This is a genomic window from Alteromonas sp. a30, assembly GCF_026788005.1.
In the GTDB taxonomy this organism is placed as follows: Bacteria; Pseudomonadota; Gammaproteobacteria; order Enterobacterales; family Alteromonadaceae; genus Paraneptunicella.
Map to the genome: position 1 here is coordinate 20,023 of NZ_JABEPE010000024.1, position 25,053 is coordinate 45,075.

26 protein-coding genes and 1 pseudogene are annotated in these 25,053 nt (G+C 42.6%); 20 read left to right on the plus strand and 7 right to left on the minus strand.

Features of this window, described 5'->3' with window-relative positions:
- Positions 1-7: 7 nt before the first annotated feature.
- The 12 genes from HJG39_RS16975 to lipA all read left to right on the plus strand — a co-directional run bounded on the left by HJG39_RS16975 (position 8) and on the right by lipA (position 10,476).
- Positions 8-508 (plus strand): LPS-assembly lipoprotein LptE, encoded by a 501-nt coding sequence (locus HJG39_RS16975; RefSeq protein ID WP_268411093.1) that lies wholly within the window; start codon positions 8-10, stop codon positions 506-508.
- 3 nt (positions 509-511) lie between these two features.
- Positions 512-1,552: a DNA polymerase III subunit delta gene (gene holA, locus HJG39_RS16980; RefSeq protein ID WP_268411095.1), complete on the plus strand. Its 1,041-nt coding sequence runs from the start codon at positions 512-514 to the stop codon at positions 1,550-1,552.
- A gap of 17 nt (positions 1,553-1,569) precedes the next feature.
- Positions 1,570-2,226, plus strand: coding sequence for a nicotinate-nucleotide adenylyltransferase (gene nadD, locus HJG39_RS16985; RefSeq protein WP_268411097.1), 657 nt, complete (start codon positions 1,570-1,572; stop codon positions 2,224-2,226).
- A 65-nt stretch (positions 2,227-2,291) separates the two neighbouring features.
- Positions 2,292-2,609, plus strand: coding sequence for a ribosome silencing factor (rsfS, locus tag HJG39_RS16990; RefSeq protein ID WP_268411100.1), 318 nt, complete (start codon positions 2,292-2,294; stop codon positions 2,607-2,609).
- 52 nt (positions 2,610-2,661) lie between these two features.
- Positions 2,662-3,132, plus strand: a complete 471-nt coding sequence (gene rlmH / locus HJG39_RS16995; protein WP_268411103.1) for a 23S rRNA (pseudouridine(1915)-N(3))-methyltransferase RlmH — start codon at positions 2,662-2,664, stop codon at positions 3,130-3,132.
- Positions 3,133-3,147: 15 nt separating this feature from the next.
- Positions 3,148-5,091 carry a penicillin-binding protein 2 gene (mrdA, locus tag HJG39_RS17000; protein ID WP_268411106.1) on the plus strand — a complete coding sequence of 648 codons (1,944 nt, stop codon included), beginning with the start codon at positions 3,148-3,150 and terminating at the stop codon, positions 5,089-5,091.
- Positions 5,078-6,196, plus strand: a complete 1,119-nt coding sequence (gene rodA / locus HJG39_RS17005) for a rod shape-determining protein RodA (RefSeq protein WP_268411109.1) — start codon at positions 5,078-5,080, stop codon at positions 6,194-6,196. Before mrdA ends, rodA begins: the two co-directional genes overlap by 14 nt.
- A 33-nt stretch (positions 6,197-6,229) precedes the next feature.
- Positions 6,230-7,054 carry a septal ring lytic transglycosylase RlpA family protein gene (locus tag HJG39_RS17010; RefSeq protein ID WP_268411111.1) on the plus strand — a complete coding sequence of 275 codons (825 nt, stop codon included), beginning with the start codon at positions 6,230-6,232 and terminating at the stop codon, positions 7,052-7,054.
- Between the two features lie 153 nt (positions 7,055-7,207).
- Positions 7,208-8,428, plus strand: a complete 1,221-nt coding sequence (locus HJG39_RS17015; RefSeq protein ID WP_268411114.1) for a serine hydrolase — start codon at positions 7,208-7,210, stop codon at positions 8,426-8,428.
- Positions 8,429-8,603: 175 nt separating this feature from the next.
- Positions 8,604-8,810: a DUF493 family protein YbeD gene (gene ybeD, locus HJG39_RS17020; RefSeq protein WP_442781039.1), complete on the plus strand. Its 207-nt coding sequence runs from the start codon at positions 8,604-8,606 to the stop codon at positions 8,808-8,810.
- A 76-nt stretch (positions 8,811-8,886) separates the two neighbouring features.
- Positions 8,887-9,495 (plus strand): lipoyl(octanoyl) transferase LipB, encoded by a 609-nt coding sequence (lipB, locus tag HJG39_RS17025; RefSeq protein WP_442781040.1) that lies wholly within the window; start codon positions 8,887-8,889, stop codon positions 9,493-9,495.
- A 12-nt stretch (positions 9,496-9,507) separates the two neighbouring features.
- Entirely contained in the window at positions 9,508-10,476 is a 969-nt protein-coding gene (gene lipA, locus HJG39_RS17030) for a lipoyl synthase (RefSeq protein ID WP_268411123.1), read from the plus strand.
- A gap of 51 nt (positions 10,477-10,527) precedes the next feature.
- On the opposite strand, the gene HJG39_RS17035 is transcribed toward lipA, so the two are convergent.
- Positions 10,528-10,746, minus strand: coding sequence for a hypothetical protein (locus HJG39_RS17035; RefSeq protein ID WP_268411126.1), 219 nt, complete (start codon positions 10,744-10,746; stop codon positions 10,528-10,530).
- Positions 10,747-11,037: 291 nt separating this feature from the next.
- Between HJG39_RS17035 and HJG39_RS17040 the strand changes: the two genes are divergently transcribed.
- A complete protein-coding gene (locus tag HJG39_RS17040; protein WP_268411129.1) occupies positions 11,038-13,008 on the plus strand; it encodes a S9 family peptidase in 1,971 nt (656 codons plus the stop codon).
- A gap of 73 nt (positions 13,009-13,081) precedes the next feature.
- Here the strand turns inward: HJG39_RS17040 and HJG39_RS17045 are convergent, their stop codons facing one another.
- The 4 genes from HJG39_RS17045 to pnp all read right to left on the minus strand — a co-directional run bounded on the left by HJG39_RS17045 (position 13,082) and on the right by pnp (position 18,269).
- Complete coding sequence (locus HJG39_RS17045; protein WP_268411130.1) at positions 13,082-14,725, minus strand: tetratricopeptide repeat protein; 1,644 nt, start codon at positions 14,723-14,725, stop codon at positions 13,082-13,084.
- A gap of 8 nt (positions 14,726-14,733) precedes the next feature.
- Positions 14,734-15,624: a lipoprotein NlpI gene (nlpI, locus tag HJG39_RS17050; RefSeq protein WP_268411133.1), complete on the minus strand. Its 891-nt coding sequence runs from the start codon at positions 15,622-15,624 to the stop codon at positions 14,734-14,736.
- A gap of 144 nt (positions 15,625-15,768) precedes the next feature.
- A complete protein-coding gene (locus HJG39_RS17055) occupies positions 15,769-16,065 on the minus strand; it encodes a DUF1244 domain-containing protein (protein WP_268411137.1) in 297 nt (98 codons plus the stop codon).
- Positions 16,066-16,145: 80 nt separating this feature from the next.
- Positions 16,146-18,269, minus strand: coding sequence for a polyribonucleotide nucleotidyltransferase (gene pnp, locus HJG39_RS17060; RefSeq protein WP_268411140.1), 2,124 nt, complete (start codon positions 18,267-18,269; stop codon positions 16,146-16,148).
- Between the two features lie 1,389 nt (positions 18,270-19,658).
- Between pnp and HJG39_RS17065 the strand changes: the two genes are divergently transcribed.
- The 3 genes from HJG39_RS17065 (at position 19,659) to HJG39_RS17075 (ending at position 22,240) form a co-directional block, all read left to right on the plus strand.
- The gene (locus tag HJG39_RS17065) at positions 19,659-19,799 is read left to right on the plus strand and encodes a hypothetical protein (RefSeq protein WP_268411144.1); all 141 of its coding nucleotides are present in this window, start codon (positions 19,659-19,661) and stop codon (positions 19,797-19,799) included.
- A gap of 316 nt (positions 19,800-20,115) precedes the next feature.
- Entirely contained in the window at positions 20,116-20,697 is a 582-nt protein-coding gene (locus HJG39_RS17070) for a hypothetical protein (RefSeq protein WP_268411147.1), read from the plus strand.
- A 157-nt stretch (positions 20,698-20,854) separates the two neighbouring features.
- Complete coding sequence (locus HJG39_RS17075; RefSeq protein WP_268411150.1) at positions 20,855-22,240, plus strand: hypothetical protein; 1,386 nt, start codon at positions 20,855-20,857, stop codon at positions 22,238-22,240.
- A 72-nt stretch (positions 22,241-22,312) separates the two neighbouring features.
- On the opposite strand, the pseudogene HJG39_RS17080 reads toward HJG39_RS17075, so the two are convergent.
- Positions 22,313-22,945 (minus strand): annotated as a pseudogene (locus tag HJG39_RS17080) (group II intron maturase-specific domain-containing protein); the annotation flags it as partial.
- Positions 22,946-23,303: 358 nt separating this feature from the next.
- On the opposite strand from HJG39_RS17080, the gene HJG39_RS17085 reads away from it, so the two are divergent.
- The 4 genes from HJG39_RS17085 (at position 23,304) to HJG39_RS17100 (ending at position 24,665) form a co-directional block, all read left to right on the plus strand.
- Positions 23,304-23,546 carry a type II toxin-antitoxin system Phd/YefM family antitoxin gene (locus tag HJG39_RS17085; RefSeq protein WP_268411152.1) on the plus strand — a complete coding sequence of 81 codons (243 nt, stop codon included), beginning with the start codon at positions 23,304-23,306 and terminating at the stop codon, positions 23,544-23,546.
- On the plus strand, positions 23,543-23,806 hold the full coding sequence (locus tag HJG39_RS17090) for a Txe/YoeB family addiction module toxin (RefSeq protein WP_268411155.1): 264 nt from the start codon (positions 23,543-23,545) through the stop codon (positions 23,804-23,806). The genes HJG39_RS17085 and HJG39_RS17090 overlap by 4 nt, the downstream gene beginning before the upstream one ends.
- A 260-nt stretch (positions 23,807-24,066) precedes the next feature.
- On the plus strand, positions 24,067-24,330 hold the full coding sequence (locus tag HJG39_RS17095; protein ID WP_268411158.1) for a hypothetical protein: 264 nt from the start codon (positions 24,067-24,069) through the stop codon (positions 24,328-24,330).
- Between the two features lie 29 nt (positions 24,331-24,359).
- On the plus strand, positions 24,360-24,665 hold the full coding sequence (locus tag HJG39_RS17100) for a hypothetical protein (RefSeq protein ID WP_268411160.1): 306 nt from the start codon (positions 24,360-24,362) through the stop codon (positions 24,663-24,665).
- A 207-nt stretch (positions 24,666-24,872) separates the two neighbouring features.
- Here HJG39_RS17100 and HJG39_RS17105 read toward each other — a convergent pair.
- On the minus strand, positions 24,873-25,053 hold a 181-nt coding region (locus HJG39_RS17105; RefSeq protein ID WP_268411161.1), incomplete at its 5' end, for a hypothetical protein.

Genomic DNA, 25,053 nt, shown 5'->3' on the forward strand with positions numbered 1-25,053 from the left:
GCAGTATATGCGTAAAATCAAGATTTGGGTGAGCCTCGTGCTCACCACCTTTGTGCTTCAAGGCTGTGGTTTTAAGCTCCGAAGCGACTACCAAATTGCTAAGCAGTTTAGTCAGATGCAAATCAGTAGTGCTGAACGACACTCGCCTTTGCAAAAAACCTTGTCCAATCGACTCATGTTTTTAGACGTAAATGTGCAAGAAAAGCGCGAATTGTTCCAAAACCAAGTACCTACGATATACATTCAGCCAGAAAAGCTTGAGCGACGTATTCTTTCCTTGTTTCCAAGTGGGCAAGTTGCGGAATATGAATTAGTTTATCAAGTAAAGTATCAATTTTTTGCCCATGCGAGCAGTGACCCTAGGGAAGAAAAGATTGTATTAACGCGTGAATATCAAGATGATCCAGACCAAGTGCTGGCAAAGTCCCGCGAACTTGATTTGATTCTCGATGAACTTCGCACACAAGCTGCGGATAACATCATCCGCTCATTAAGTATCACGAATTAGGTTATGCAGGTTTATCCAAATCGACTTGAATCCACCCTCAATAACGCATTACCGTGTTTTGCCATGATTTTTGGCGATGAGCCGCAACAAAAGCTCGATGCTATTGCGTCCTTGCGAACCAAAGCATTACAACACGGTTTTGATGAACGCCATACCTTGGTAGCCGACAGCCAATTTGAGTGGTCGCAGTTAATAGAAGCCAGCCAAAGTATGTCCTTGTTTGCATCGCGCCAATATATTGAGCTTGAATTGCCGACAGGCAAACCCGGAGCGGAAGGCAGCAAAACACTACTGGAGATTGCCGCCCAAAATAATCCCGATGTTATGCTCACGCTTCATGGTCCGAAAGTGGACAAGAGCGTCACCAATAGCAAATGGTTTAAAGCACTCGACCAACAAGGCATTTATATTCCCTGTTACCCACTTGAAGGTGACAGGTTAAAAGCTTGGTTAAATGAACAAATACAGCTTGTAGGACTTCAACCTAACCCGCAACTAGCCGCTTTTTTTAGCGATTTTTTCGAAGGCAATTTGCTTGCGGCAAAACAGGAATTGCAAAAGCTGCTTTTACTCTACCCCGATGGTCAGGTTGACGTTAGCCAAATAGACAAAGTGCTCGTCGAGCAATCTCGTTTTAACGTATTCCAACTTGCCGACGTCATACTCTCGGGCGACGCTCAAAAAACAGTGAAACTGCTTAACCGCTTGGAAGCCGAAGGCATTGAACCAAACATCATTCTTTGGGCTTTGGTTAAAGAGTGGCGCACAGTCAGTACATTAAGCCTTGCTCTACAACATAATCAGCCATTAGATAAACTATGGGGTAGCCTACGCATTTGGCAGAATCGAAAAGGCTTGTATCAGGATGCGTTACGCAGATTGGATATGACACAACTTAATGCTATTCAAGAAAAATTGTCTCATTTAGATCGAGCACTCAAACAATCGGCGATTGCCAGACCTTATGTCGAACTATGCCACCTGTGCTTGATGTTTATACCAATGCAGCTAGAGGCACTGCCTCTTGACTACGCAACAAGCTAACGCCTTTTGTTTTCCCAATGAATAAATCAACCCCTTTACTTGGCTTGTACGGTGGTACTTTTGATCCCGTTCACCACGCTCATATTATTCCAGTTCAACAAGCCGCACAGCAGGTTGGTATTGAAAAAATCAGATTACTCCCTTGCCATGTGCCGCCTCATAAAAACACACCTAAAACAGCGCCACATCATCGCCTTGAAATGGTTAAACTCGTCGCTAATGCGCATCCAATTTTTGAAGTGGACGACAGAGAGCTTCGTCGCCATAAGGCTTCCTATACCGTTGATACATTAGAAGAGATAAATCAAGAATTTGATGAAGCAAGTACACCCCAAACATTAGCATTTTTTGTTGGCTCAGACTCCATTGCGTCATTCGATAAATGGCATCGTTGGCGGGATATTTTTGAATATTGTCACCTTGTTGTATGCAGCCGCCCCGGATACCAAGATAAGATTAAGACGCTACATCCTGAGATTTCAGCAAGAGTGACGGCTAAGGTGTCGGACTTATATCAGCAAGCAAACGGGAAGGTATTTTTCGCTGAAACCGACGAAATCCCCATTTCATCCACGCTAATTCGAGAAAAACTCGCACAAGATGCCCCTGTCGATGCGTATTTGCCTGATTACATACTTTCCTATATCCGGCAGCATCATTTATACTTAACCTAATTATTATTTTGTAAGACCGTTGGTTTTGCACTCTGCTATAACCAACTATTGACCAAGGAGATCCTTTGGAACACGAAGAATTAAAGCAATTTGTCATCGACAAAATCGAAGATGTCAAAGGCAGAGATATTATTGACTTGAATGTGCAAGGCAAATCCACCATGACCGACACCATGTTAGTGTGCTCGGGTAACTCCAAACGTCACGTTGTATCCATCGCTAAAAACGTTATTCAAGAAAGCAAGCATGCAGGCATGGCTCCTTTAAACGTTGAAGGTGAAGATTTAGGCGAATGGGTTCTTGTGGATTTTGGTGATGTGGTTGTTCATGTAATGCAAGATGAAACTCGAGACTTCTATCAATTAGAAAAACTTTGGAGTTAATCAGGCTAAAGCTTACCCAGAGAGCGCAATACCGCAATAAGGAACGTTTACTATGCAAATTCAACTTGTTGCGGTAGGCAACAAAATGCCAGCTTGGGTAACGCAAGGGTTCAACGAGTACGCCAACCGTTTCCCCTCGGATACGAGTCTCACCTTGAAGGAAATTCCCGCTGGAAAACGCGGGAAAAATGCCGATATTAAACGCATCTTGCACAAAGAAGGCGAGCAAATTATGTCAGCCATTCCACAAGGAAACCACATTGTGGCAATGGATGTGTTAGGCAAGACGTGGAACACTCACGACCTCGCATCGCAACTAACAAAGTGGCAGCTAGATGGCCGCAACGTCAGTTTAATGGTCGGAGGCCCTGAAGGGCTTTCGCCTGAGTGCCTTACGAATGCAGAGCAAAAATGGTCGCTTTCCCCCTTGACCCTACCTCATCCCTTAGTAAGAATTGTGATTGCCGAAAGCTTGTATCGGGCTTGGTCCTTAAATAACAATCACCCTTACCATCGTGAATAACACTGGGATAAGACCTTGCCACCAAAAAGAATAACAATAAGAGACCATACTGCTGAGGCAAACTTGTTTGCTCGTCGTACCGTTATTGCACTATTTATTATTGCGTTAATGATGTTTGCGGTACTGAGTAATTTATACTACCTGCAAGTCACTCGCTTTGAAGATTACCAAACTCGGTCTAACGGAAACCGAATTAAAGTATTACCCGTTGCCCCAAACCGAGGCCTTATTTACGACAGAAATGGGGTTTTACTGGCTGAAAACCGCCCTATCTTTAGTCTTCGAATCATTCCTGAAGAAGTTGATGATTTAGCAGCAACACTAACCTACTTAAAAACATTATTAGACTTAGAGCAATCTGAAATTGACGACTTTTATAAAGAATACAAGCGTCAACGCCGCTTTAAGCCTGTCACACTGCGGAATCGCTTAACAGAAAAAGAAGTTGCTCTGGTTTCGGCCCACCAGCACATGCATCCGGGCGTTAGTGTAGATGCGCGTTTGACTCGTTACTACCCGTTCGCAGATGCACTTACCCATATGCTTGGTTACGTCGCTAAAATCAATAAAAAGGATTTAAATAAACTGCAAGAGGCAGAACTTGAAGCCAATTATGCGGCCACCTACGACATCGGAAAACGTGGTGTTGAAAAATACCATGAACAGTTGCTGCACGGACATGTTGGTTATCAAGAGGTAGAAGTTAACAACCAAGGTAGAATTATCCGCACATTGCAATTCCAACCCCCAACACCGGGGCAAGACATTGTACTTAATATTGACATTAAACTTCAGCAAGTCGTGCGAGAGGCGCTGGAAGGAAAGCGCGGTGCGGTTGTTGTACTCGACCCCAGAGATGGCGGGGTCTTATCCTTGTACAGTAACCCGAGTTACGATCCGAATTTATTTGTTCATGGTATCAGCAGCAAAAACTACAACCATTTATTGCAATCCAAAGATCGTCCTCTTATTAATCGCGCAACCCAAGGTCAATATCCTCCTGCGTCCACGGTTAAGCCCCATCTTGCCTTACTTGGGCTTGAAGAAAGTGTCATAAAACCAGATACCCGCTTGTTCGATAATGGACGCTTCAAAATTAAAAACGTTGAGCACCAATGGCGCGACTGGAAACCTTGGGGTCACGGCTGGGTGGATGTTACTAGCTCAATAGAGCAATCGTGTGATGTGTTTTTCTACGACCTTTCCTACAAGCTCGGTATTGACCGTATTAACGGTAGCATGGTTGAGTTCGGCTTCGGGCAGTATACAGGGCTCGATTTATACGAAGAATCCAGTGCAAATATGCCTTCAAGGGGATGGAAGCGCGCCAGATTCAACCAACCTTGGTACATTGGCGACACAATTTCTGTTGGCATTGGTCAAAGCTATTGGACCGCAACACCTATTCAACTGGCCAGTTCTATTGCTACGTTAGTAAATCGCGGGGAACGCTATGTCCCTCAGTTACTTCGAGGCTTTTCTTTCGAAGGTGATGTAAGACTGGCTGAACCCAAAACCCTCGCCCCCATTGAAGTAAAAAATCCTGAAAACTGGGATATTGTGCTTGATGCAATGTACGGCGTAGTAAACCGTGAAAAAGGCACCGCCAGACGCGCGTTTAAAAACACCAATTACATTTCCGCAGGAAAAACAGGAACCGCGCAAGTATTTAGTATTGGCAAAGATGAAGAGTACGATGAAGAGACGGTTGCCGATCATCTAAAAGATAACGCAATGTACGTTGGCTACGCACCTTACGACTCCCCCGAAATTGTGGTGGTGGTTGCTTTAGAAAATGCCGGAGGAGGAAGTTCACAAGCGGCTCCCATCGCTAGAACCATTTTTGACTACTATTTCAAAGATCGCCCAACACTCATTTCTCAAACCGTTGAGTTGAACGGCGCATTACCTGAAGCGGCACATTCACATCAGGAGCAAGCTCGTCATGTCACGGAATAACCTCGACAATAATCAAACTAGCTTCTTAGAAAAAATTCATTTAGACACTCCGCTTTTAGTCGCTCTGTTAGCATTAATGGGCGTAGGTCTTTTCACCATTTATTCCGCGGGAGGCCAAGATCTGCTGCTCGTCGAAAAACAAGTAGTGCGCTTAGGGATCGCTTTTGTGGCCATGCTGATTATGGCGCAAATTCCACCGTTAGCTTATCGACGTTTATCGATCTACTTTTATGTTATTGGTGTGCTGATGTTGATTGCGGTACTGATTATCGGCGTCACGGGTAAAGGCGCACAACGATGGCTCGACCTTGGGGTTTTCCGCTTTCAGCCATCCGAGATAATGAAGCTTGCGGTGCCGATGATGGTAGCATGGTTTATCAGCCGCTTTAACTTGCCACCTCGTACATTTAGAGTCGCTATTGCCTTTATTATTGTTATCGTGCCAACGCTATTAATTGCTAAACAACCCGACTTGGGAACTTCTCTATTAATTGCTTGCTCTGGCATATTCGTTATTTTCTTGGCAGGAATGAGTTGGAAGCTCATTAGCTTATTTGTTTTCTTATCATCGGCTTTTGCCCCCATCCTCTGGTTTTTTCTAATGAAGGATTATCAAAAACAGCGTGTTTTAACATTTTTAAACCCAGAAAGTGACCCTCTCGGCTCCGGCTACCATATCATTCAGTCCAAAATTGCTATTGGCTCAGGCGGTATTGATGGCAAAGGCTGGCTCCAAGGAACGCAGTCACAGCTAGAGTTTTTACCAGAGCGCCACACTGACTTTATCTTTTCCGTATTCAGTGAAGAATTTGGTTTTGCTGGAGTTGCAGGGCTGATGTTGCTTTACGGGATTATAGTTATCAGAGGTATGATCATTGCAGTTCGCGCTCAAGAAGCTTACAGCAAACTACTCGCCGGTAGCATCACCCTAACCTTTTTTGTTTACGTGTTCGTTAACATGGGAATGGTATCGGGCATTCTTCCCGTGGTAGGTGTGCCCTTGCCTTTAGTTAGCTACGGCGGCACATCAATGGTGACATTAATGACAGGTTTTGGCATTCTAATGGCAATAGCAACACAAAAACGTTTCTTATCAAGAGAATAACTAAGTCAAAGGCATTTTAGGCGCTGAGTGTTTATGAGAATTATCATTTTTGGCTTAATTAGCATTCTGGTTTTGTCTGGCTGCGTGTCGTCAGGGGGGCGATATTCCCAACGTAACGACTCGGCCCCTCATCGCTTACCCAGCAATATCACAACACAAGATGCCAAGCCCGTTTACGAAGATTACAACCAAGTTAATAGTCGCAGCTACGAGGTATTAGGCAAGCGCTACCAACCGTTGCAAACCGGAAAAGGCTACGAAGCCGTTGGCAGAGCTTCTTGGTATGGACAAAAGTTTCACGGTCATCTTACGGCAAACGGCGAGGTGTACAACATGTACGAAATGACCGCCGCCCACAAAACCTTACCCATTCCTTCCTATGTGAAAGTAACCAACTTAGACAACCAACAAACCGCGATTGTGAGAGTAAACGACCGAGGCCCGTTTCATGGCAACCGTTTAATCGACTTATCTTACGCCGCAGCGCGCAAACTTGGCATACTAAAAACCGGAACAGCTCACGTAAAATTACAAGTGGTACATGTGACGCCAGACGGGCAAATTACGGTAGGAAAAGAGAAGCCAAATCCTGCATCTCCGCTTAACCAAGAAAGTGATAGAGCCTTATTTATTCAGGTAGCGGCTTTACAAGATCAACGTAAAATCGATGCCCTCGCCAAAGGGTTGACCATGTTGTACCAAGTGCCAACGCATGTACCCGAAGGTAATGGTATTTATCGCTTACGTTTAGGCCCGCTTTCCAATGAACAAGAAGCAAAAAAGCTGCTAAACGAATTAAAAGCAAACGGATACCACAATGCTTATACTGTTTATGATCAATTTCAGGTAACGCAATAAAACTTTTTTCGACTTTACCAGTCTCAGCTAAGGAATGGTTACAATGTGCTGGTAAGAAGCGCTCGCATTTCTGCCCAAGCAGTTGTCATATGTGCTATATTGGCTGCCATTTTCGAACACATCAAAACATAAAACGAGAAGAACGGACTTAGAATGGGATTAACAAACAAACGCCTTTATTCTGCTTTTATTGGTATTTTTCTTTTTACTTTTTTCACCCTCACCACTCATGCCGCCACAATCGTACCCCCCGTACCTCCTGTTGGCGCTAAGGGATTTGTGCTGATGGATTATGACACGGGCCATATAATTGCTGCTGAGAATGAAGACATTCAGCTCCACCCTTCCAGTTTAACCAAAATGATGACCTCCTATGTCATTGGTCAGGAAATTAAAAACGGCACCATTACCATGGATGACATGGTAACAATCTCCGAGAACGCGTGGTCGAAGAACTTTCCTGAATCCTCAAAAATGTTCATTGAAGTTGGCAAACAAGTCAAAGTATCGGACTTACTGCGCGGCATCATCATTCAATCTGGCAACGATGCATGTGTTGCGATGGCAGAGTACATCGCAGGAAGCGAAGACGCCTTTGCCACTATGATGAATTCCTACGCACAAGCATTGGGTATGACATCCACCAACTATGTTAATAGCCACGGTTTACACGACCCTGAGCATTACACTACCGCACGAGATATGGCAATCCTATCCCGAGCAATTATTACAGAAGAACCTGAAATGTACGCCATTTATGCGGAAAAAGAGTTCACTTTCAACGGTATTAAACAATACAACCGAAACAGTTTACTGTGGGATAAAAGCCTAAATGTTGATGGAATTAAAACTGGACACACTTCAGCCGCAGGATATAGCTTAATCACTTCTGCTGTGCAAGGTGACATGCGTTTGATCAGCGTTGTTATGGGCACAGAAAGCGAGCGTGCTCGTAAAGTTGAGAATAAAAAACTCTTGAAATACGGATTCCGCTTTTACGAGACCATTACGCCTTATCAAGCAGGCGAGAGTTTCGTATCACACCGCATTTACATGGGCGACCAAGACACCGTCGACCTTGGTATTTTGCAAGACACGCCGATAACCATTCCTCGTGGTCAGCGTAAAGATTTAAAAGCGAACTTCCAGTTGAATAGCAAGCTAGAAGCGCCTATCGAAAAAGGCTCAGTGGTTGGCAAACTGTATTTGCAAATCGATGATAAAGACATTGCCGAATATCCACTTGTGACCTTACACGGTGTCAATGAAGGTGGTTTCTTTGATAAAATGAGCGACTATTTTAGCCTTAAGTTTGGTTTAGATGACGACACGCCACAACAAACCGACACCAAAGCGGAAGAGAAAGCTAACTAGCATCAAGAATTGGTTACACAAGGGAAGCATCCGCTTCCCTTTTTGCTATTACCTCACCGCATTAAATCTTGTATAATCCCGCCAATTTTTAGTAAAGACAAGTAATGAGAGAAGCCGCGTGGATACTAAATTTGACGAATTGTTGGATTTCCCTTGCCATCAAACTTTCAAGGTTATGGGCGTTGCTCACGACGACTTACCAACCCAAGTTGTTTCGTGTTTGAATGTTCATGCACCTGACGATTATGCACCAACCATCAAACCTAGCGCGAAAGGTAACTACCACTCTGTTTCCATCAGTGTGAAAGTCACCAGCAAAGAACATATGGAAACCATCTACACAGAATTGGCCAAATTAGAGCTAGTTCGCGTGGTGCTATAACCGAGGTAGCGCATTGCAAAAACAAATCATTGTTCGACAACTTGGTCGTCAGGCATACATTCCCATCTGGAAAGCAATGCAAACCTTCACCGATAATCGGGGAAGCGATACGCCTGACCAAATCTGGCTTGTGGAGCACAACCCCGTGTTCACCCAAGGACAAGCTGGTAAAGAAGAACATATTCTTGCTCCCGGCGACATTCCTGTTGTACAAGTTGACCGTGGCGGGCAAGTCACCTACCACGGCCCCGGCCAACAAATGCTGTACATCCTTTTAGATTTAAAACGCTTTAATATTGGCGTGCGTGAGGCTGTTACCGCACTAGAGCAATGTGTTGTAAGCACTTTAGCAGTGAATGACATTACCGCCTATCCTAAAGCAAACGCACCAGGCGTATACGTTGATGAGAAAAAAGTCTGCTCCGTAGGCTTACGCATTCGAAGAGGTTGCACCTTTCATGGCCTCGCGTTTAATGTCAATATGGACTTATCACCTTTTCAGCGCATTAACCCTTGCGGTTATGCCGGGATGGAAATGGTCAATAGTGCAGACTTAGGCGGCGTTGATAACATGTCGCAGGCAGGAACCATGCTCGTTGAAGCGCTTTGCCAACATCTAAAAATAGAACGTATCGAATACTCTGACTCTGGATTGGATAGCATTCCAGAGCTAACTCAACATTAGCGAGATGAATAGATGTCTAACCCAAGTAGTCGCCGCGTAGCAGGCGAGAAATTACGTGATGAGGATAAAGTACGTCACATTCCGGTGACAATCATCCCGACCGAAAAAGAAGAAATGCTGCGTAAGCCAGAGTGGATTAAAATTAAACTTCCCCGCTCTACCGACCGCATTGACGAAATCAAAAAGACCTTACGCGAGAACAACCTCTATTCGGTGTGTGAAGAAGCAAGCTGCCCAAACCTAGCGGAATGCTTTAACCACGGCACTGCAACCTTTATGATTTTAGGCGATATTTGCACTCGTCGTTGCCCATTTTGCGATGTTGCTCACGGAAAGCCATTACCACCAAGCGCCGAAGAACCCGAAAAACTCGCCAAAACCATTGCCCAAATGAAGCTGAAATATGTGGTTATTACCTCGGTAGACCGTGACGATTTGCGCGATGGCGGCGCACAACATTTCGTCGATTGCATCAACGCCATTCGCGAGCACAGCCCAAGCACCACCATTGAGGTATTGGTTCCCGACTTTCGTGGCCGTATGGCACGCGCACTTGAAATATTTGGCGCAGGTTTACCTGATGTATTCAACCACAACCTAGAAACCATTCCATCGCTATACCGAGAATGTCGCCCAGGTGCGAACTACCAATGGTCGCTTGACCTACTCAAACAATTCAAAGAGCGTTACCCCGGCATTCCAACTAAATCCGGCTTAATGATGGGCATGGGCGAAACCAACGATGAAATTCGAGAAGTATTAAGAGACCTTCGCGCCCACGACGTCGACATGCTGACCCTCGGTCAATATTTACAACCGAGTAAGCATCACTACCCCGTTAAACGCTACGTTCACCCTGACGAGTTCAATCAACTCGACAAAGACGCCCGCGAAATGGGCTTCACCCACGCCGCCTGCGGCCCGATGGTGCGCTCCAGCTATCATGCCGATAAGCAAGCAGCGGGTGAGGAAGTAAAATAACCAACAACATGAAAGTGAAGAGCAAGTTTATTTGACGCTAAAGAGTGGGGTTTAATTGTCAGTCATCCCATAGATGATTTGTCGCAAACTCGCCGTGGATATTTCCATGTACGCTCCACTGCCACTTCCCGGCGACAGAGGATTTGCTCGCAGTTCTCTATGGAGAGACTGATAATTTGCAATAGGTATGTAGTTATAACGATTAACGTGCTTCTGACTTACAAGGGTATCAATTAAGCGATACCCTTTTTTACGTCTAAACAATGGCATTTTAAACAGCCTTTTAACCCAACCTTTATGCAAAACGATCATTGAATTTTTTCTGTGCCTGAGTTCTACCTATTTTCCACTCGCCCAATTACCGACTCAAACTCATCTCCCCTCAAATTCCTGCACTTTACCGGATGCGACTTGCGAAAATCTGTTTTTCGGTTTTAACTATTTGTTTTATTTATAAATAAGAAGGGTATTGTTTGGCATATCGTGCCTGTCTGTTTCTGGGAGAAATGGGCCTCTTAACAATACATAACAATGCATAAAAACAACGACAGGAAATACAGGATGCAAAAACGCCGAATTTCACGCTTGCTCTTGGTAGCAACAACAGCACTTAGCATGGTTTCTCATGCTTATGCTGAAGGGCCGCAGGTTCGTACTGCTAATAATGGTAATCTTGTGATGCAAGATGTACCCGAGATTCCCAAGGAGATTGTTAACGATTTGCGTCGTTACCAGAATGTTCGCTCTGCGCCCTTTCGCGAGTTCACACAAGATGGTAGCAGTATTTTTGTCTCTACACGTTTTGGCAACGTAAGCCAAATTCATAAGGTGGATAACGCCGGTGGCGCTCGCCAACAAATTACCTTTTTCCAAGAACCCATTGGCAGTGTGAATCGTCGCCCTAATACCAATAATTTAGGGTTTTCTATGGACGAAGGCGGTAGTGAGTTCGCACAATTATATTTGTTAGATACCCAAACGGGCGACTACTCCATGTTAACCGACGGTCAGTCGAAAAACGACAATATGGTGTGGAATCAGGATGGCAGCTTATTTGCGTTTAGAAGCACGAAACGTAACGGCACTTCTAATGACTTATGGTACATGTCACCAGAAGATAAAGGTTCGGCTAAACTGCTGTTAGAAGCTAATTCAGGCAGTTATTGGGGCCCAATTGCATGGTCTGAAGACAGCAAACAACTGCTCGTTCAAGAATATATCAGCGCGGCCAATTCTTATGTGTATTTACTGGATGTTGAAAGTAAAGAAAGGACGCTAATTGCTGGCGATTTAGAAAAAGACTCCGTGAATTTTGGCCTTGCCTACGATAGACACGAAAAGGGATTTTTCTTTATTACCAACCAATTTAGTGAATTTAATCAGCTTGCATACAAAGACTTTAAAAGTGGCGAAGTCACGGTTATTACGAAAAATATTGACTGGAATGTAGCAGGCTTTGCCATTGATAAAACTGGCAAACGAGCCGCCTTTACCATCAATGAAGAAGGTTTTAACACCTTGTATTTGATGGACACCAAATACCTGACTTATAAAAAAGTGGAAGACTTACCCATTGGTTTAATTGGTGGCCTTTCTTTTAGTGACACTGGGCGCAATTTAGGTTTGACTTTAAACACGGCGCAATCGCCAAGCGACAGTTACGTATTAAAGCTAGATAGAAAACCATTACATTCAGACAAACTCACCCGCTGGACTTTCAGTGAAGTTGGCGGTTTAGACACCTCGAAATTTGCTGAGCCACAGCTTATTCGCTACGAAAGTTTTGATAAACGCTCTATTCCAGCCTTTATTTACAAACCTCAACTCACCACCAAAAAACAAAAGCTCCCGGTGATTATTAGCATTCATGGTGGTCCCGAGTCTCAATATCGACCGTCTTTTAGCAGCACATTCCAACTGTGGGTAAAACAACTCGGTGCAGCCGTTATTGCCCCAAATGTGCGCGGTTCTGCGGGTTATGGTAAGGAATATTTAAGCCTTGATAATGGCTTCAAACGTGAAGACTCTGTAAAAGACATTGGTGCATTGTTAGATTGGATTAAAACCCAGCCAGACCTAGATTCAGAGCGTGTTGCGGTGATTGGCGGCAGTTATGGCGGGTACATGGTTTTAGCGAGTGCTGTGCATTATAGTGACCGCTTAAAAGCGGCAGTGGATATTGTCGGCATTTCCAACTTTGTGACCTTCCTTGAGAACACCAAATCCTATCGACGTGATTTACGCCGCGTAGAATATGGCGATGAGCGCGATCCAGACATGCGTAAACATCTACAAGCGATTAGCCCGAATAACCATGTGGATAAAATTGATATACCGATGTTTGTTGTGCAAGGCCATAACGATCCGCGTGTGCCCGTTACCGAAGCGGAACAAATCGTGAAAGCGTTACAAGAAAAAGGCAAACCGGTTTGGTACATGGATGCCCTTAACGAAGGTCACGGCTATCGCAAAAAAGAAAACCGAGACATTTATACCCAAGCTGTGGTGTTATTCTTTAAAGAGTATTTGTAATTGCCACTTGGTAGTTAATCTTAGTCATTAACCATTAGATAGTTAAAAGGCGCTCATTTTTGTGGGCGCCTTTCTAGTTTTCGAGAGTATTTCTAGCACCGCTTTCTTGCGCTTCTTTTATAGGAGTTGTTGCCTGCCCTGTTGTATCAGGCGTTGTATTGGCTGCTGCATGAATTTGACCACGTCTAAATGCCATAAAGTGCGCTCGCCACTTTTCAGCGCCAGCAAAATCACCTTTATCTTCCAGCGCATGGGTCACGTTTAATGACGCTGGGACCAGCATTTCTGGCGAATTTAACCTGCTGCGCCATATATCAAGATACAATGCTGGAATATACTCCTGATCGTGATATTCCATGAAGGTCATTTTACCTACAAACTTATAAGCTTGATTTGGGTGGTTGTTACAAGTTCGGGTCTTGCTGATGACCAAACTATTTGAAAATTGTTGCCAATATCCGGTATCAAATTCAGGCTCTGGTGACGCTATTGAAAGTGTATCAACATCATCTAAAAATTCGGCCTCAATTTTTTCAGCGCTACCATTTTCATTATCCCGCTTTTCCGGTAAGGCTCTCACCAAAATATTGGGATGAGAAGCTTGCGCAAGACACACGCGCTCGGCCAATTCATCACTGATAGGATATTCATCAACAAAGCCTGCAAAGTGCGCTAGCTCATGCACAAAAACTGAGTATTTATCTGCTAAATCCAAATACATGATGCCATTGTTTACATTGGCTTTGCCTTGTTCTGCAAAAATGACAACATGGGTAAAATCACCGGGTTCGAAATGCTTATCGAGCGCGCTCACATCACAAGTCATGCGGTAATCGTTAATGGCGAAATGCTGACAATGCATGCGTTTCGTTTCTAGCCACACGGGTTGATTTACGCATATTGGCAATGAACTCAGACGCTTATCTTTTTTTAATAAACGTTTAAACTCCGTGGCTTGTTTGATTGATTCTAAGCCGTTGGCAACAAATTGTAGGTTCATCGCGCATTGCTGAGAATCCGAGCTTGAAGTTAATCCCCTTCTGCGTGGAGCTTTTTGCCAATAGCTCTTTATCAACGACAAATATGTATTGGCTTCCTTGTTACCAAGCGATGAAGCCTTATTAAACCATTTTTTCGCGTCATTTCGCTGTTCTGACTTCCACAGATAGCGCGCTAACAGCAAAGCACTAGGCCCATGATGTTCTGCTGTTTTGATTAACCACGGTAGCGCCAGCGCATATTCTTCTTGCATCCAATACCACTGATAAAGTGCATATTGTGAAGGTTCATGTCCCAAATCGGCAGCTTTAGTAAAGGCGGCGGTTTTACTTGCGTTATCTGGGCTACTTTGACCAAGCTCAAATAACGCACCAAGGTGATTTTGGCTTGCTGCGAGGCTCAGCATTTTGGCACGAATAGACTTGCTTTCGGTGAGCATGCCTAAGTAATACTGCGCATCAGCAATATCCATTTCGGAAAGCAACTTTAGCCAATGCAGTTGTTCTTTTTCTGTTGAAAAAGTGATTAATAGCTGAATAGCGGTTTCATCACCAAGTTGCGCCGCACGATACCAATAACGCTGTGGTTGATCACTGTTATCAGCATAATGCATGAGTAGTGCGGTATTGTGATTAGAGCTAAAGCTTAAAGTGCCAAAAAACAAGACAGCGACAACAGTACGTATTGCGATAGGAATCAACTGTTTCACTGTTCTCATTTCGGGGGCTACTCCATTAACGTACGCTTGTGCATCAAATCTAATTCTAAACGCGCATAACGGTGTTCCACATATTCGTAGACGTTGGTGCTAAGTGAGAATTTAAAGTAATTTGAGGCTTCTCCATGATGGCCTTCAAAAGAATGATAGCGGCCTAAGTAAAAGTACACTTCACATAAACGACGAGTTAGCTCTTGGTCATTATGAACGTTCAACACCAAACGGTTCTTTAATTCTGTTTCGCTAATTTGGCCAATATAGAAATCCACAATGTTGACCTCCCAACGACTATTATCCAAGTCATCACGCATACGCTTTAGCGAATTCAAGGCTTGCTCAGGGTCCATTTCTCGTTTTGCAATGTACAGCCAAAGTGCTCTAAAAATATCTTTGGGATCTTCACGATAAAAGGCTTCAAAATCACTGACAGCAAGCTCAGGGCGACCGCCGTAATATAGAGCAATACCTCTATTGAGATGGGCAAATTCATGGGTGGGTTCGATTTCTAATGTAGAATCGAATGCATCATAAGCACGAATAAACTCTTGATTCTGGGTGTAATGTATACCCAAAAAATTATGCGCCTCAGCCATATCTGGCTTATATTTTAAGGCTGCAAGGAAATCCGCTTGCGCCAACGCCCACAAGCCAAACCCGTCATACAGAGTTCCTCGTTGAAATAATAATTCGGCGCGTTGATCGTTTGGAATATCTTCGACTTGACTCAAAATATGATTCAAACGCGCCAACCAACGTTGATTGCGCAAGCTACTCGCTTCTGGTTCTGCAATGAGTAAATTATTCATTTGCGCCGTACTCCCGCCTTTTGTTGAAAGCGAAGTACAACCAGACGCTGCAAGTGCAGCAACAAACAACATGGCACATTTCAATCGTGTCATTCTGATTCCTTTTTGTGGGCCTTACTGAGATGCATGAATAGGGAAAACAGCAACAATGTCAGTAGTCTAATGAACTTTGTTTGAACATCAATAACCTTATGCATCGCTAAATCGTAACGGTTTGAAACGCGCTTGACGGAATACTTACTTTTTCGCCTGTTTGGCTTCAAATGCAGCCATTTGTTCAGGTGTTGCAGGTTTTTGATATTTATCTTTCCACTCGGAGTACGGCATACCATAAATTTTTTCTCGAGCGGTTTCATAATCCATTTCTTCGCCTAAAGCCTTTGCTTCTGCGGCATACCACTTTGATAAACAATTGCGACAAAAATCAGCAAGGATCATTAAATCAATATTTTGAACATCTTTGTTGTTGTCTAAATGTGCAACAAGACGCTTAAATACGCCAGCTTCTACTTGTTGGATTTGTTCTGGTGTCATTGCACTTTCTCTCTTTGCATAAATTTAACCGATAAAAAAAGGGAGCCAAGCTCCCTTCTCAAATTTTGCTCTTAGCCCGGTTACGCTTCGTTACCCGGCTCAGGCTTTTCTTCTGCCTGCGGCTTTTCAATCAACTCTTTCATGCTCAGGCGAACACGATTTTGACGATCAATTTCCATTACTTTTACATCAACCATTTGGCCTTCTTTCAAGTAATCAGAAACTTTATTCACGCGCTCGTGAGCAATTTGTGAAATGTGTACTAGACCTTCTTTGCCTGGCAACACTTCAACGAATGCACCGAAATCAACACAACGGGTGACTTTACCGTGGTAAGTTTTACCCACTTCTAAATCAGCCGTAATAGCTTCAATCATGCCAATCGCTTTTTCTGCACGCTCAAGATCCGTCGCGTAAACCTTCACTGTACCATCGTCTTCAATTTCAATGTTACATTCAGATTCTTCAGTAATTTGACGGATAGTTGCCCCGCCTTTACCGATAACGTCGCGGATCTTGTCTTGATCAATCTTTAAGGTATAAATACGAGGTGCAAACTCAGAAAGCTCTTCTCTGTGACCTTGAATTGCTTGGTCCATTACACCCAAAATGTGCAAACGCGCTTCTTTCGCTTGTTTCAACGCGATTTGCATAATTTCTTTGGTAATGCCTTCGATTTTGATATCCATTTGTAAAGCAGTGATACCGTTTGTTGTACCCGCCACTTTAAAGTCCATGTCGCCTAAGTGATCTTCGTCACCTAGAATATCGGACAATACCACGAAGTTTTCGTCGCCTTTTACCAAGCCCATTGCAATGCCAGCAACTGATGCTTTAATCGGGACACCTGCATCCATCAATGCTAATGACGTACCACAAACTGATGCCATTGATGATGAACCATTTGATTCTGTAATCTCAGAAACAACGCGGATAACATAAGGGAAGTCAGAAGGATCAGGCATAACCGCCTGAATACCACGCTTAGCAAGACGACCGTGACCAATTTCACGACGCTTAGGTGAACCTATCATGCCCGTTTCACCTACACAATATGGAGGGAAGTTGTAGTGCAACATGAAGCGGCTATTTCTTACGCCACCTAGTTCATCAATCATCTGAGCATCACGCTCGTTACCTAATGTTACTGCAACCAAGGCTTGTGTTTCACCACGAGTGAAAAGCGATGAACCGTGTGTTCTTGGTAAAATGCCAGTGCCTACATCTAAGGCGCGAACCATCTGCGGGTCACGACCATCGATACGAGGCTCACCCGCTAAGATACGTGAACGAACAACGTCGCTTTCTAAGTCGTGCAATAAGTCACGAACTTCTTTTTCAGCTTGTTCTTCGTTAGCTTCTAAAATGGCAGCAGTTGCTTTGCTTGTTGCAGCTTCAACGGCCACTTTACGCTCAAGCTTGTCAGAAATCTGGTAAGCAGCAATCATGTCTGCTTCAGCAAGTTCTTTTACTTTTGCTTTTAAATCAGTGTTTTCAGCAGGAGGCTGCCAATCCCACGATTCTGTACCCACTTCTTTGGCGAACTCAGTAACCGCATTAACCACGGTTTGCATTTCTTGGTGACCAAACATCACTGCACTTAACATAACTTCTTCAGGAAGTACGTCAGCTTCAGATTCAACCATCAATACTGCATTTTCAGTACCAGCAACAACTAAGTCTAGTTGGCTCTTTTCTTGCTCTGAAGTAAGGGTGTTCAGGATATATTGACCGTCTTGATAGCCAACCCGTGCGGCACCAAGTGGGCCATTGAAAGGTATACCTGAAATGGCTAACGCCGCAGAAGTACCTATCATGGAAATAATGTCAGTTGGGATTTCAGGGTTAGCTGAAACAACTGTGATAACAACTTGAATTTCGTTTTTGAAACCATCTGGGAAAAGAGGACGGATAGGACGGTCAATTAAACGGGCGATGAGCGTTTCGCCTTCAGAAGGTCTCCCTTCTCTCTTGAAGAACCCTCCCGGAATTTTACCCGCCGCATAGGCTTTTTCTTGGTAGTTTACTGTTAATGGGAAGAAGTCCTGATCTTCTTTTGCTTCTTTTTTGCCCACCACAGTAACAAGAACAGAGGTATCATCCATGCTTGCTAGAACAGCTGCGGTTGCTTGTCTTGCGATTACACCTGTTTCCAAGGTGACAGTATGTTTGCCATACTGGAAGGTTTTAGTAATAGGAGTCACTTAATGTATCCTTTATCAATCTTTCTATACTTACAATTTTCGGCGCACAGTATAGCTACTGATCTGCCCTAGTAACAGTGTAATTTAAGGAATTCTTTGAATTTTAATCAAACTTTTATCTACGCTAGTTAAAGACGGCAAACACGATTGAAATAAAACATTTGTTATTTAAACCAGAAGCTTCTTAAATACACGAACAGATTTGTTAGAACTTTGGACTTTCTTTTTACCTGTTACGTATTAGAATAGCTACCTAATGCCTCCGAGGTATTCTTTTCAACAACATACTTTAGGGATTAGGATACACTTAGATTGTTCATTTTTTTTACCCTGCCGAAGCATCGTAGGGCGCGAACAATGAATAGAGTGAAGAACTAATTAAAAGAAAACTTCTGCTTTCCTATGAATACATCAACACATTATATAGAACAGTTAATTTTAGAAACAAACGAAGCCTCAAGACGCCTAACTGAAGCGCCTAACTGCGAAGATACGTTAGGAGAATATGAGTCTAAAAAGGAAAAACTAAAGGCCTCGATCATCTCAATGAGAGAAGGGCTCGAAGCCATTCAAGGTTCATAAGGCATAGCATTAACGTTTTAAGTTTGGAATGGCTCCGTAATCAAGGCTTGCCCGCACTGCTGCAAAATGAACCGCATCTAAGCACTAACCGTACTAGCCTTGTTTTATTTGGTACGGAAGGCAGAACCTGAACCCGCTTAGCCCTATTTCAATGGATTAAAATGTCTGAATAAGTCTGTTAATGTCCTTTAAAATAGCGGCATACAGAAAAATGTATTATTCGCATGTTAGACATAATCAGACATTCCTTCCCACCAATGGATCCAAAATGGATCCAAATAACTTAACAACAAAAAACAACGTTTTCGATTCTTTACTTAGTAGCCACATGCCAAGCAAGTTTCATTGCATTCGGTTTGTTAGCGAAAAGCTTTCTTAATAAATAGAAGCTGTAAAACCGTTCCCTAAAACACCAACATCCGGCTTACTACTCCCTAGTAAGATTACCCTTCCCTATCGTTTTACACACAAAAATATATAGTTGAATTCCTGCATGCCATTATAAGTAAAGCGCTTAAAATTAGTGGGGGTGTCGCAAAACAGTAATTTTGGTAACATCATAAAAAATCACTCTTAACCATATGAATATAAGAGAGTTTATTTCATTCAACAAATGGTAACTTAACGGTAACTATTTAGTAATCTGATTACCCAAATTACCCTTTTCCGAAGCATCGCCCTATTTATTGAATTTCAATGATGATTTTAGCCAGACTCTCAAATGCATTTTAAGACTGCAAAAATGCGAAATATGCAGAATTCCTAATAATGTTAAATATGCGCTCTAGGCTAGCTCTACGGCGACTCATGGCAGTTCTGCACATGCAGAAAAAACGCTTGATGAAATCCGCAGGTGCGGCGTGGGGAGAACTGCGGAGTGATGGGAGTTTTGTTTGTGCTCAGCGCTTCGATGCTACCGAGCCGCTGTTTCTTGTAGCTTGGTGTTGATTCATGGAATTGAACTTAGAGTGGAAATTTTTGCTTTCACGCACTTAAAGGCTCGTTTTTAACAGTGTAATTTTTCTATGTGTTTGATAATAATAATATAAATAGAACACTTACTGGATTTACAGAGACCTCTATAAATCTCAATTCTCGCTTTCATCAAAATAATCAACTCAATTAAGAGTAGATATTTCGGCTATCGTGCTGTTAAAATTAGGGAATTTTTGCGAAGTGGTGAAATTGAGGCATTACTAATGCAGGTTGTTACCGAGAATTCGCAGTAATACCCTGTTATAAGTAAATGAGGATTTAGTCACATATGGATAATGCCGAGTTAGAACGCAGAGCAAAAATCACACATGAAACTTGTGACGGTATTCAACCAATGCATTTGGCGTTTTATGGACAATCCATTCATTATTCGGCAGAACGTTGTTTAAATGCTTTTGCTCGATATGATTCAATGGTTGGTAGCGATGATGCTTATGAACTGATTAGTTCAATTCAGGAAGCTATTGGCCACGCTGCGGCTCTGTCTCGATATTTTTGGCCGACCTCAATGGGCAAAAAGAAAGAGATCCCTGAGCAATTAGCCATGAGACAAAGCCGAGGAATAAAATTAAAAGAACACTTCGGTGTTACCGATGACTCTCCTATTGCTAATAGAGACATACGCAATGCTTGGGAGCATTTTGATGAGAAATTAGATACATATGTTATTTCTCATGATGCTGGTTTTTTCTTTCCTTCTCCAATGATTGGTCATCATGAAACTGCCGATGAACCAACCGGTAAAATATTCAAGCTAATTGATCCTGATAATGAAGTACTTATCTTACTGGGTAAGAAATTCTTTTATCGCCCTATACGTGATGAAGTAGAAAGAATCTTTAAAAAATAGTACGGCGTAGTTTACTTATAACAAGTCGTTTAAAAGGACAAAAAACAGTTGGCTTTTGCTCCTTCGTCGCTAATTTTAGCCAACAATTTTTTGCCTCTTAACGAGGCGTTAGGTTTCTCATAGCAATTATCAACATCTTCAAGAGTTTAGAGCACAAATGCAATCAACAAAAGAACTATCGCCACTACTGAGAGAAGGAAAGCTTGAACTTCATTGTATAAATATAAAGATATGGCAAGAAGATGGGGTTGAGCTATTTGGACATGGTGTTATAAAAATTAACAAGCATGGAGTTCTATATCTCGAATTCATATGCACTCAAAATAATAATATACCGAGTGTAATGTTTTCAGAGAAACTTCCAAAAGACTCACTGGATGAGAAAGAAAAGTTCTATCTAGAATGTGAAACCATATCTGGTGATACTTTGAAAGCATCAGGATTCTCCGTTGAATTCAGTTTATCTGATAGGCAACCACCAAATATAAAAAATATTATTCTCAGTAACTTACAGTGCGAAGAAATTGAAGAAGGAGATGATAACTTTCTCTATTTCGAGTTTTCCGAATACTGTGATATTCCTGCAAATAAATCCAACAGCGAAACATCTACGCTAGGTTATGAATCCCATAGCTGGAATGAAACTGTTATCGAGATGGATAAGTTCAAGATATCCATTATTGACAAGAAACAATATACATATTGTCGCGTAACAGGAGTATTTGATGTTGAGCAAGTTTTTGAATGTCTAAAATTCTATATCGGCTTTACAAGTGGAAGCATGCTTCAGCCAATTTTCATAGTAAAGAGAAACAAGCAAAGTCAAGTAAGTATTATAAAAAGCATCAGTAACATACAAAAACGCCAGAGATCATCAAACCCTGTGCCAAGCACATACGGAAATAAAAGAGTCGAAACAGATTATCATTATCAGATTTTTAGAAATATCTTTGAATTATATAAAGTAAAGCCAAATTTCTTTGAAAGCATCTATAGTCAATGGGCAAGAGTTTGGTACTCGTTTCAATCTAAAAACAGCATTACAATATTGACATTGTCAGTTGCTATTGAAGGCATGTTAAATGATGTCTTTATACCTAAGTTTAAGCAGTTGGGTGTCAATGACCACCTAGATGAAGAAATATTGAGAATCAAAAAATTAATATCAGAGATTGAGATACCTACCGCACAAATTGACAGATTAAAAAGCAGTGTATCCTATTGGAAAAATATCACAGCAGCAAAATCCTTAGATTATTTAGTTCAACTTGGCATCATATCTCAAGATGAAAAAAAGTCTTGGAGCAAGCTAAGAAACGCTAGTGCTCATCCAAAAACAAAAGAAATGAACGCTGCTTCACTTGAAAAAGAAAGAGATAACCTGCTGCTTTGTCTTAACTTATTCCACAACCTGATATTTAATACAATTCATTATTCGGGGCCAAGGCATTATTGGGCTGTAAATTCTACTAGCCCGCTAAAGATGCTCGAGCACAACGAAATCAATGAACATTCAAAGCAACTGCTGAGGTCCGAAACCTAATCGGGTAGCCGGAGGTATCTAGCCTCCAGCCCCCACAACACCCTGCATGCGGCTCCGCACAGGGCGTTTCATTTAGGATAGTTGGTAACAATAGTGAAGCGCGATCCATCCATCACGTAGCGAATAAAGCCCTTCGGATTTTAGGTAATCAAGTGATAGCGCCTGATTGATCCCCAGAGATTTTGCACTACGCCATGGCCCTTTGCTGGTGATACCACACGCCACCGCAGCTTGAACATGCACGCCCAGTCTCATTAAGTTTCGTACCTTGGTACGCGGCTTTCGCCACTGACGCCAGTAAGCCATTCGCACTCTGCGCCGGATCCAGTGATCCAGTTCTACACAGCGTTGATAACAATTTGCGATGCCAAAGTAATTAATCCAGCCACGTAAATATTGGCTGAGTTTAAAGAGCTGGTAATGCATCGACACACCCCAGTTACGGTTTGTTAGCCGTCTGACTTGTTGCTTGAAATTCTGAACAGTCTTTGGGTGCCATTGAATGCGGCCTGCCTTGAAGGTAAATCCAAGGAATTTGCTTTCACTGGCTTTAACGACGTGGCTTTTGGTTGTATTAACAACCAGCTTCAAACGGTGACTCAGGAATCTGCTGATACTATTTAACACGCGTTCACCCGAACGAGGCGTCTTTACCAGTATGGAAAAACCATCTGCATAATGAGCAAACTTATGGCTAGCGGCTTCCTTCAGACAAATCCTCACGAATTAGCCCTTGCCGTTCGCTAGTAGTTATCTTCTAATAGCAATATTAATTGCTCAAGAATGATGACCTTCCTACAGAGAACTTTCACCTCATTAGTTCATGCCCATGCAGGGCGTACACAAAGCGCATCAACAAAGGACGCTTCGCGCTAACGAGCTGCCGGTTAGCTTAAACGTTGATATGACTCCCTTTGTCAACCCTGAACGTGTTTCCCTGACACTCTTTCAGCTAACCCACGAAAATGCGGGGGCTAGCATTTCACTGGGAGTTATTGTGTCTAAATTTCAGTTGAATTTTAGTACGCTTTAACGTACGCTCAGGGAGTATGGAGGAATATTTATGTCTACGTTATCAGCTACCGAAGCGCGTGCTAATTTGTACCGTGTTATAGACGAAACTGCCGAGTCTCATGAGCCTGTCTTAATTACTAGTAAACGAAATAACGCAGTACTTGTCTCCGAGAGTGATTGGAACTCAATACAAGAAACTCTGTATCTTCTTTCAATCCCTGGAATGAGAGAATCAATTAAAAGTGGAATGGAAACGGACGTTTCAGAATGTGATGGAGATTTGGACTGGTGACATGGAATGTTGTTTTCACTAAGCAAGCACAAAAAGATGCTAAAAAACTCACTAGCAGCGGTTTAAAAAATAAGACTAAAGCTCTTTTAGAAATCATTCAGGAAGATCCGTTTCACACTCCACCACCATTTGAGAAGTTAGTGGGTGATCTCGCAGGCGCATATTCGAGGCGAATTAACATACAGCACCGTATTGTTTACCAAGTTTTGGAAGAGTCAAACACCATAAAAGTCCTAAGGTTGTGGACACATTATGAGTAAGAAATCTAACAAACCAATTAACAACACTCGTTCCGCTCTCTGGGACAAGCATTCATTCAAAATCGTTTAAACGGCCAAGCTAAAGCTCCTACCCGTAAAGATTTGAATTTGGATTTCCCGCTAAGAGGGTTTATCACCTGCTCAGGCTGCGGTGAGACACTCACCTCGGCAAAAAGCAAAGGACGCTCCAATATTACGATTACTACCTTTGTTACCGTAAAAGCTGCTCACAGTACGGCAAATCCGCAAAAGCAGAGAAAGTGGAAAGCAAGTTTAATGACATGCTCATCAAGCTCAAACCTCCTTCTGACCTATTTGAACTGGCAAAGAAGAACTTTTCGATACACTGGGACAAGCGCCGCAATAATCACCAGTCAAACCATGCAAGCAATGTAGAAACACTCAAAGGTATTGAGAGTAAAATCGAGAAGCTTGTGGCTCGGGTTATTGATACTGAAAGCCCAACACTTATCAGCACCTATGAAAAAAGTATTCAGGAGCTAGAGCGAAAAAAACCGAAGTAGATGAAAAAATCAAAAATTGCGGCAGACCATTGCCTGATTTTGAAACCACTTTTAGAACCGCTATGAATTTTTTAGAAAACCCGCATAAACTCTGGCTTTCAGACGACATAAAGCACAAAAGAACCGTGCTAAAACTGGTATTTACTGACAAGTTGGAATATGACCTAGAATTAGGTTTTAGAACCGCAAAATTCCTCCCAATCGCGCAGCCATTCTGGCTTACAGAGCAATTGGGTGGTGGTTACTGTGATTTGGTGCGGAAGGCGGGACTTGAACCCTCTCAGCCCAATTTTAACGGATTAAAATGTCCGAATAAGTCTGTTAATGTCCTTTAAAATAGCGGCATACAGCAAAATGTATTATTAGCATGTTAGACATAATCAGACATTCCTTCCCACCAATGGATCCAAAATGGATCCAAATAACTTAACAACTAAAAGCAACGCTCTCGATTCTTTACTTAGTAGCCACATGCCAAGCAAGTTTCATTGCATTCAGTTTGTTGGCGAAAAGCTTTCTTATTATATAGTAGCTGTAAAAGCCTACCGTAAAACATCAACATCCGACTTACTACATACGCCCTTCCCTCTCGTTATAAATACAAAAATATATAAGTCATATTCCAGCACTCCATTATAAGTAAAGCGCTTAAAATTGGTGGGGGTGTCGGAAAACAGTAATTTTGGTAACACCACGAATAAACCAACATTAACTATATGAATA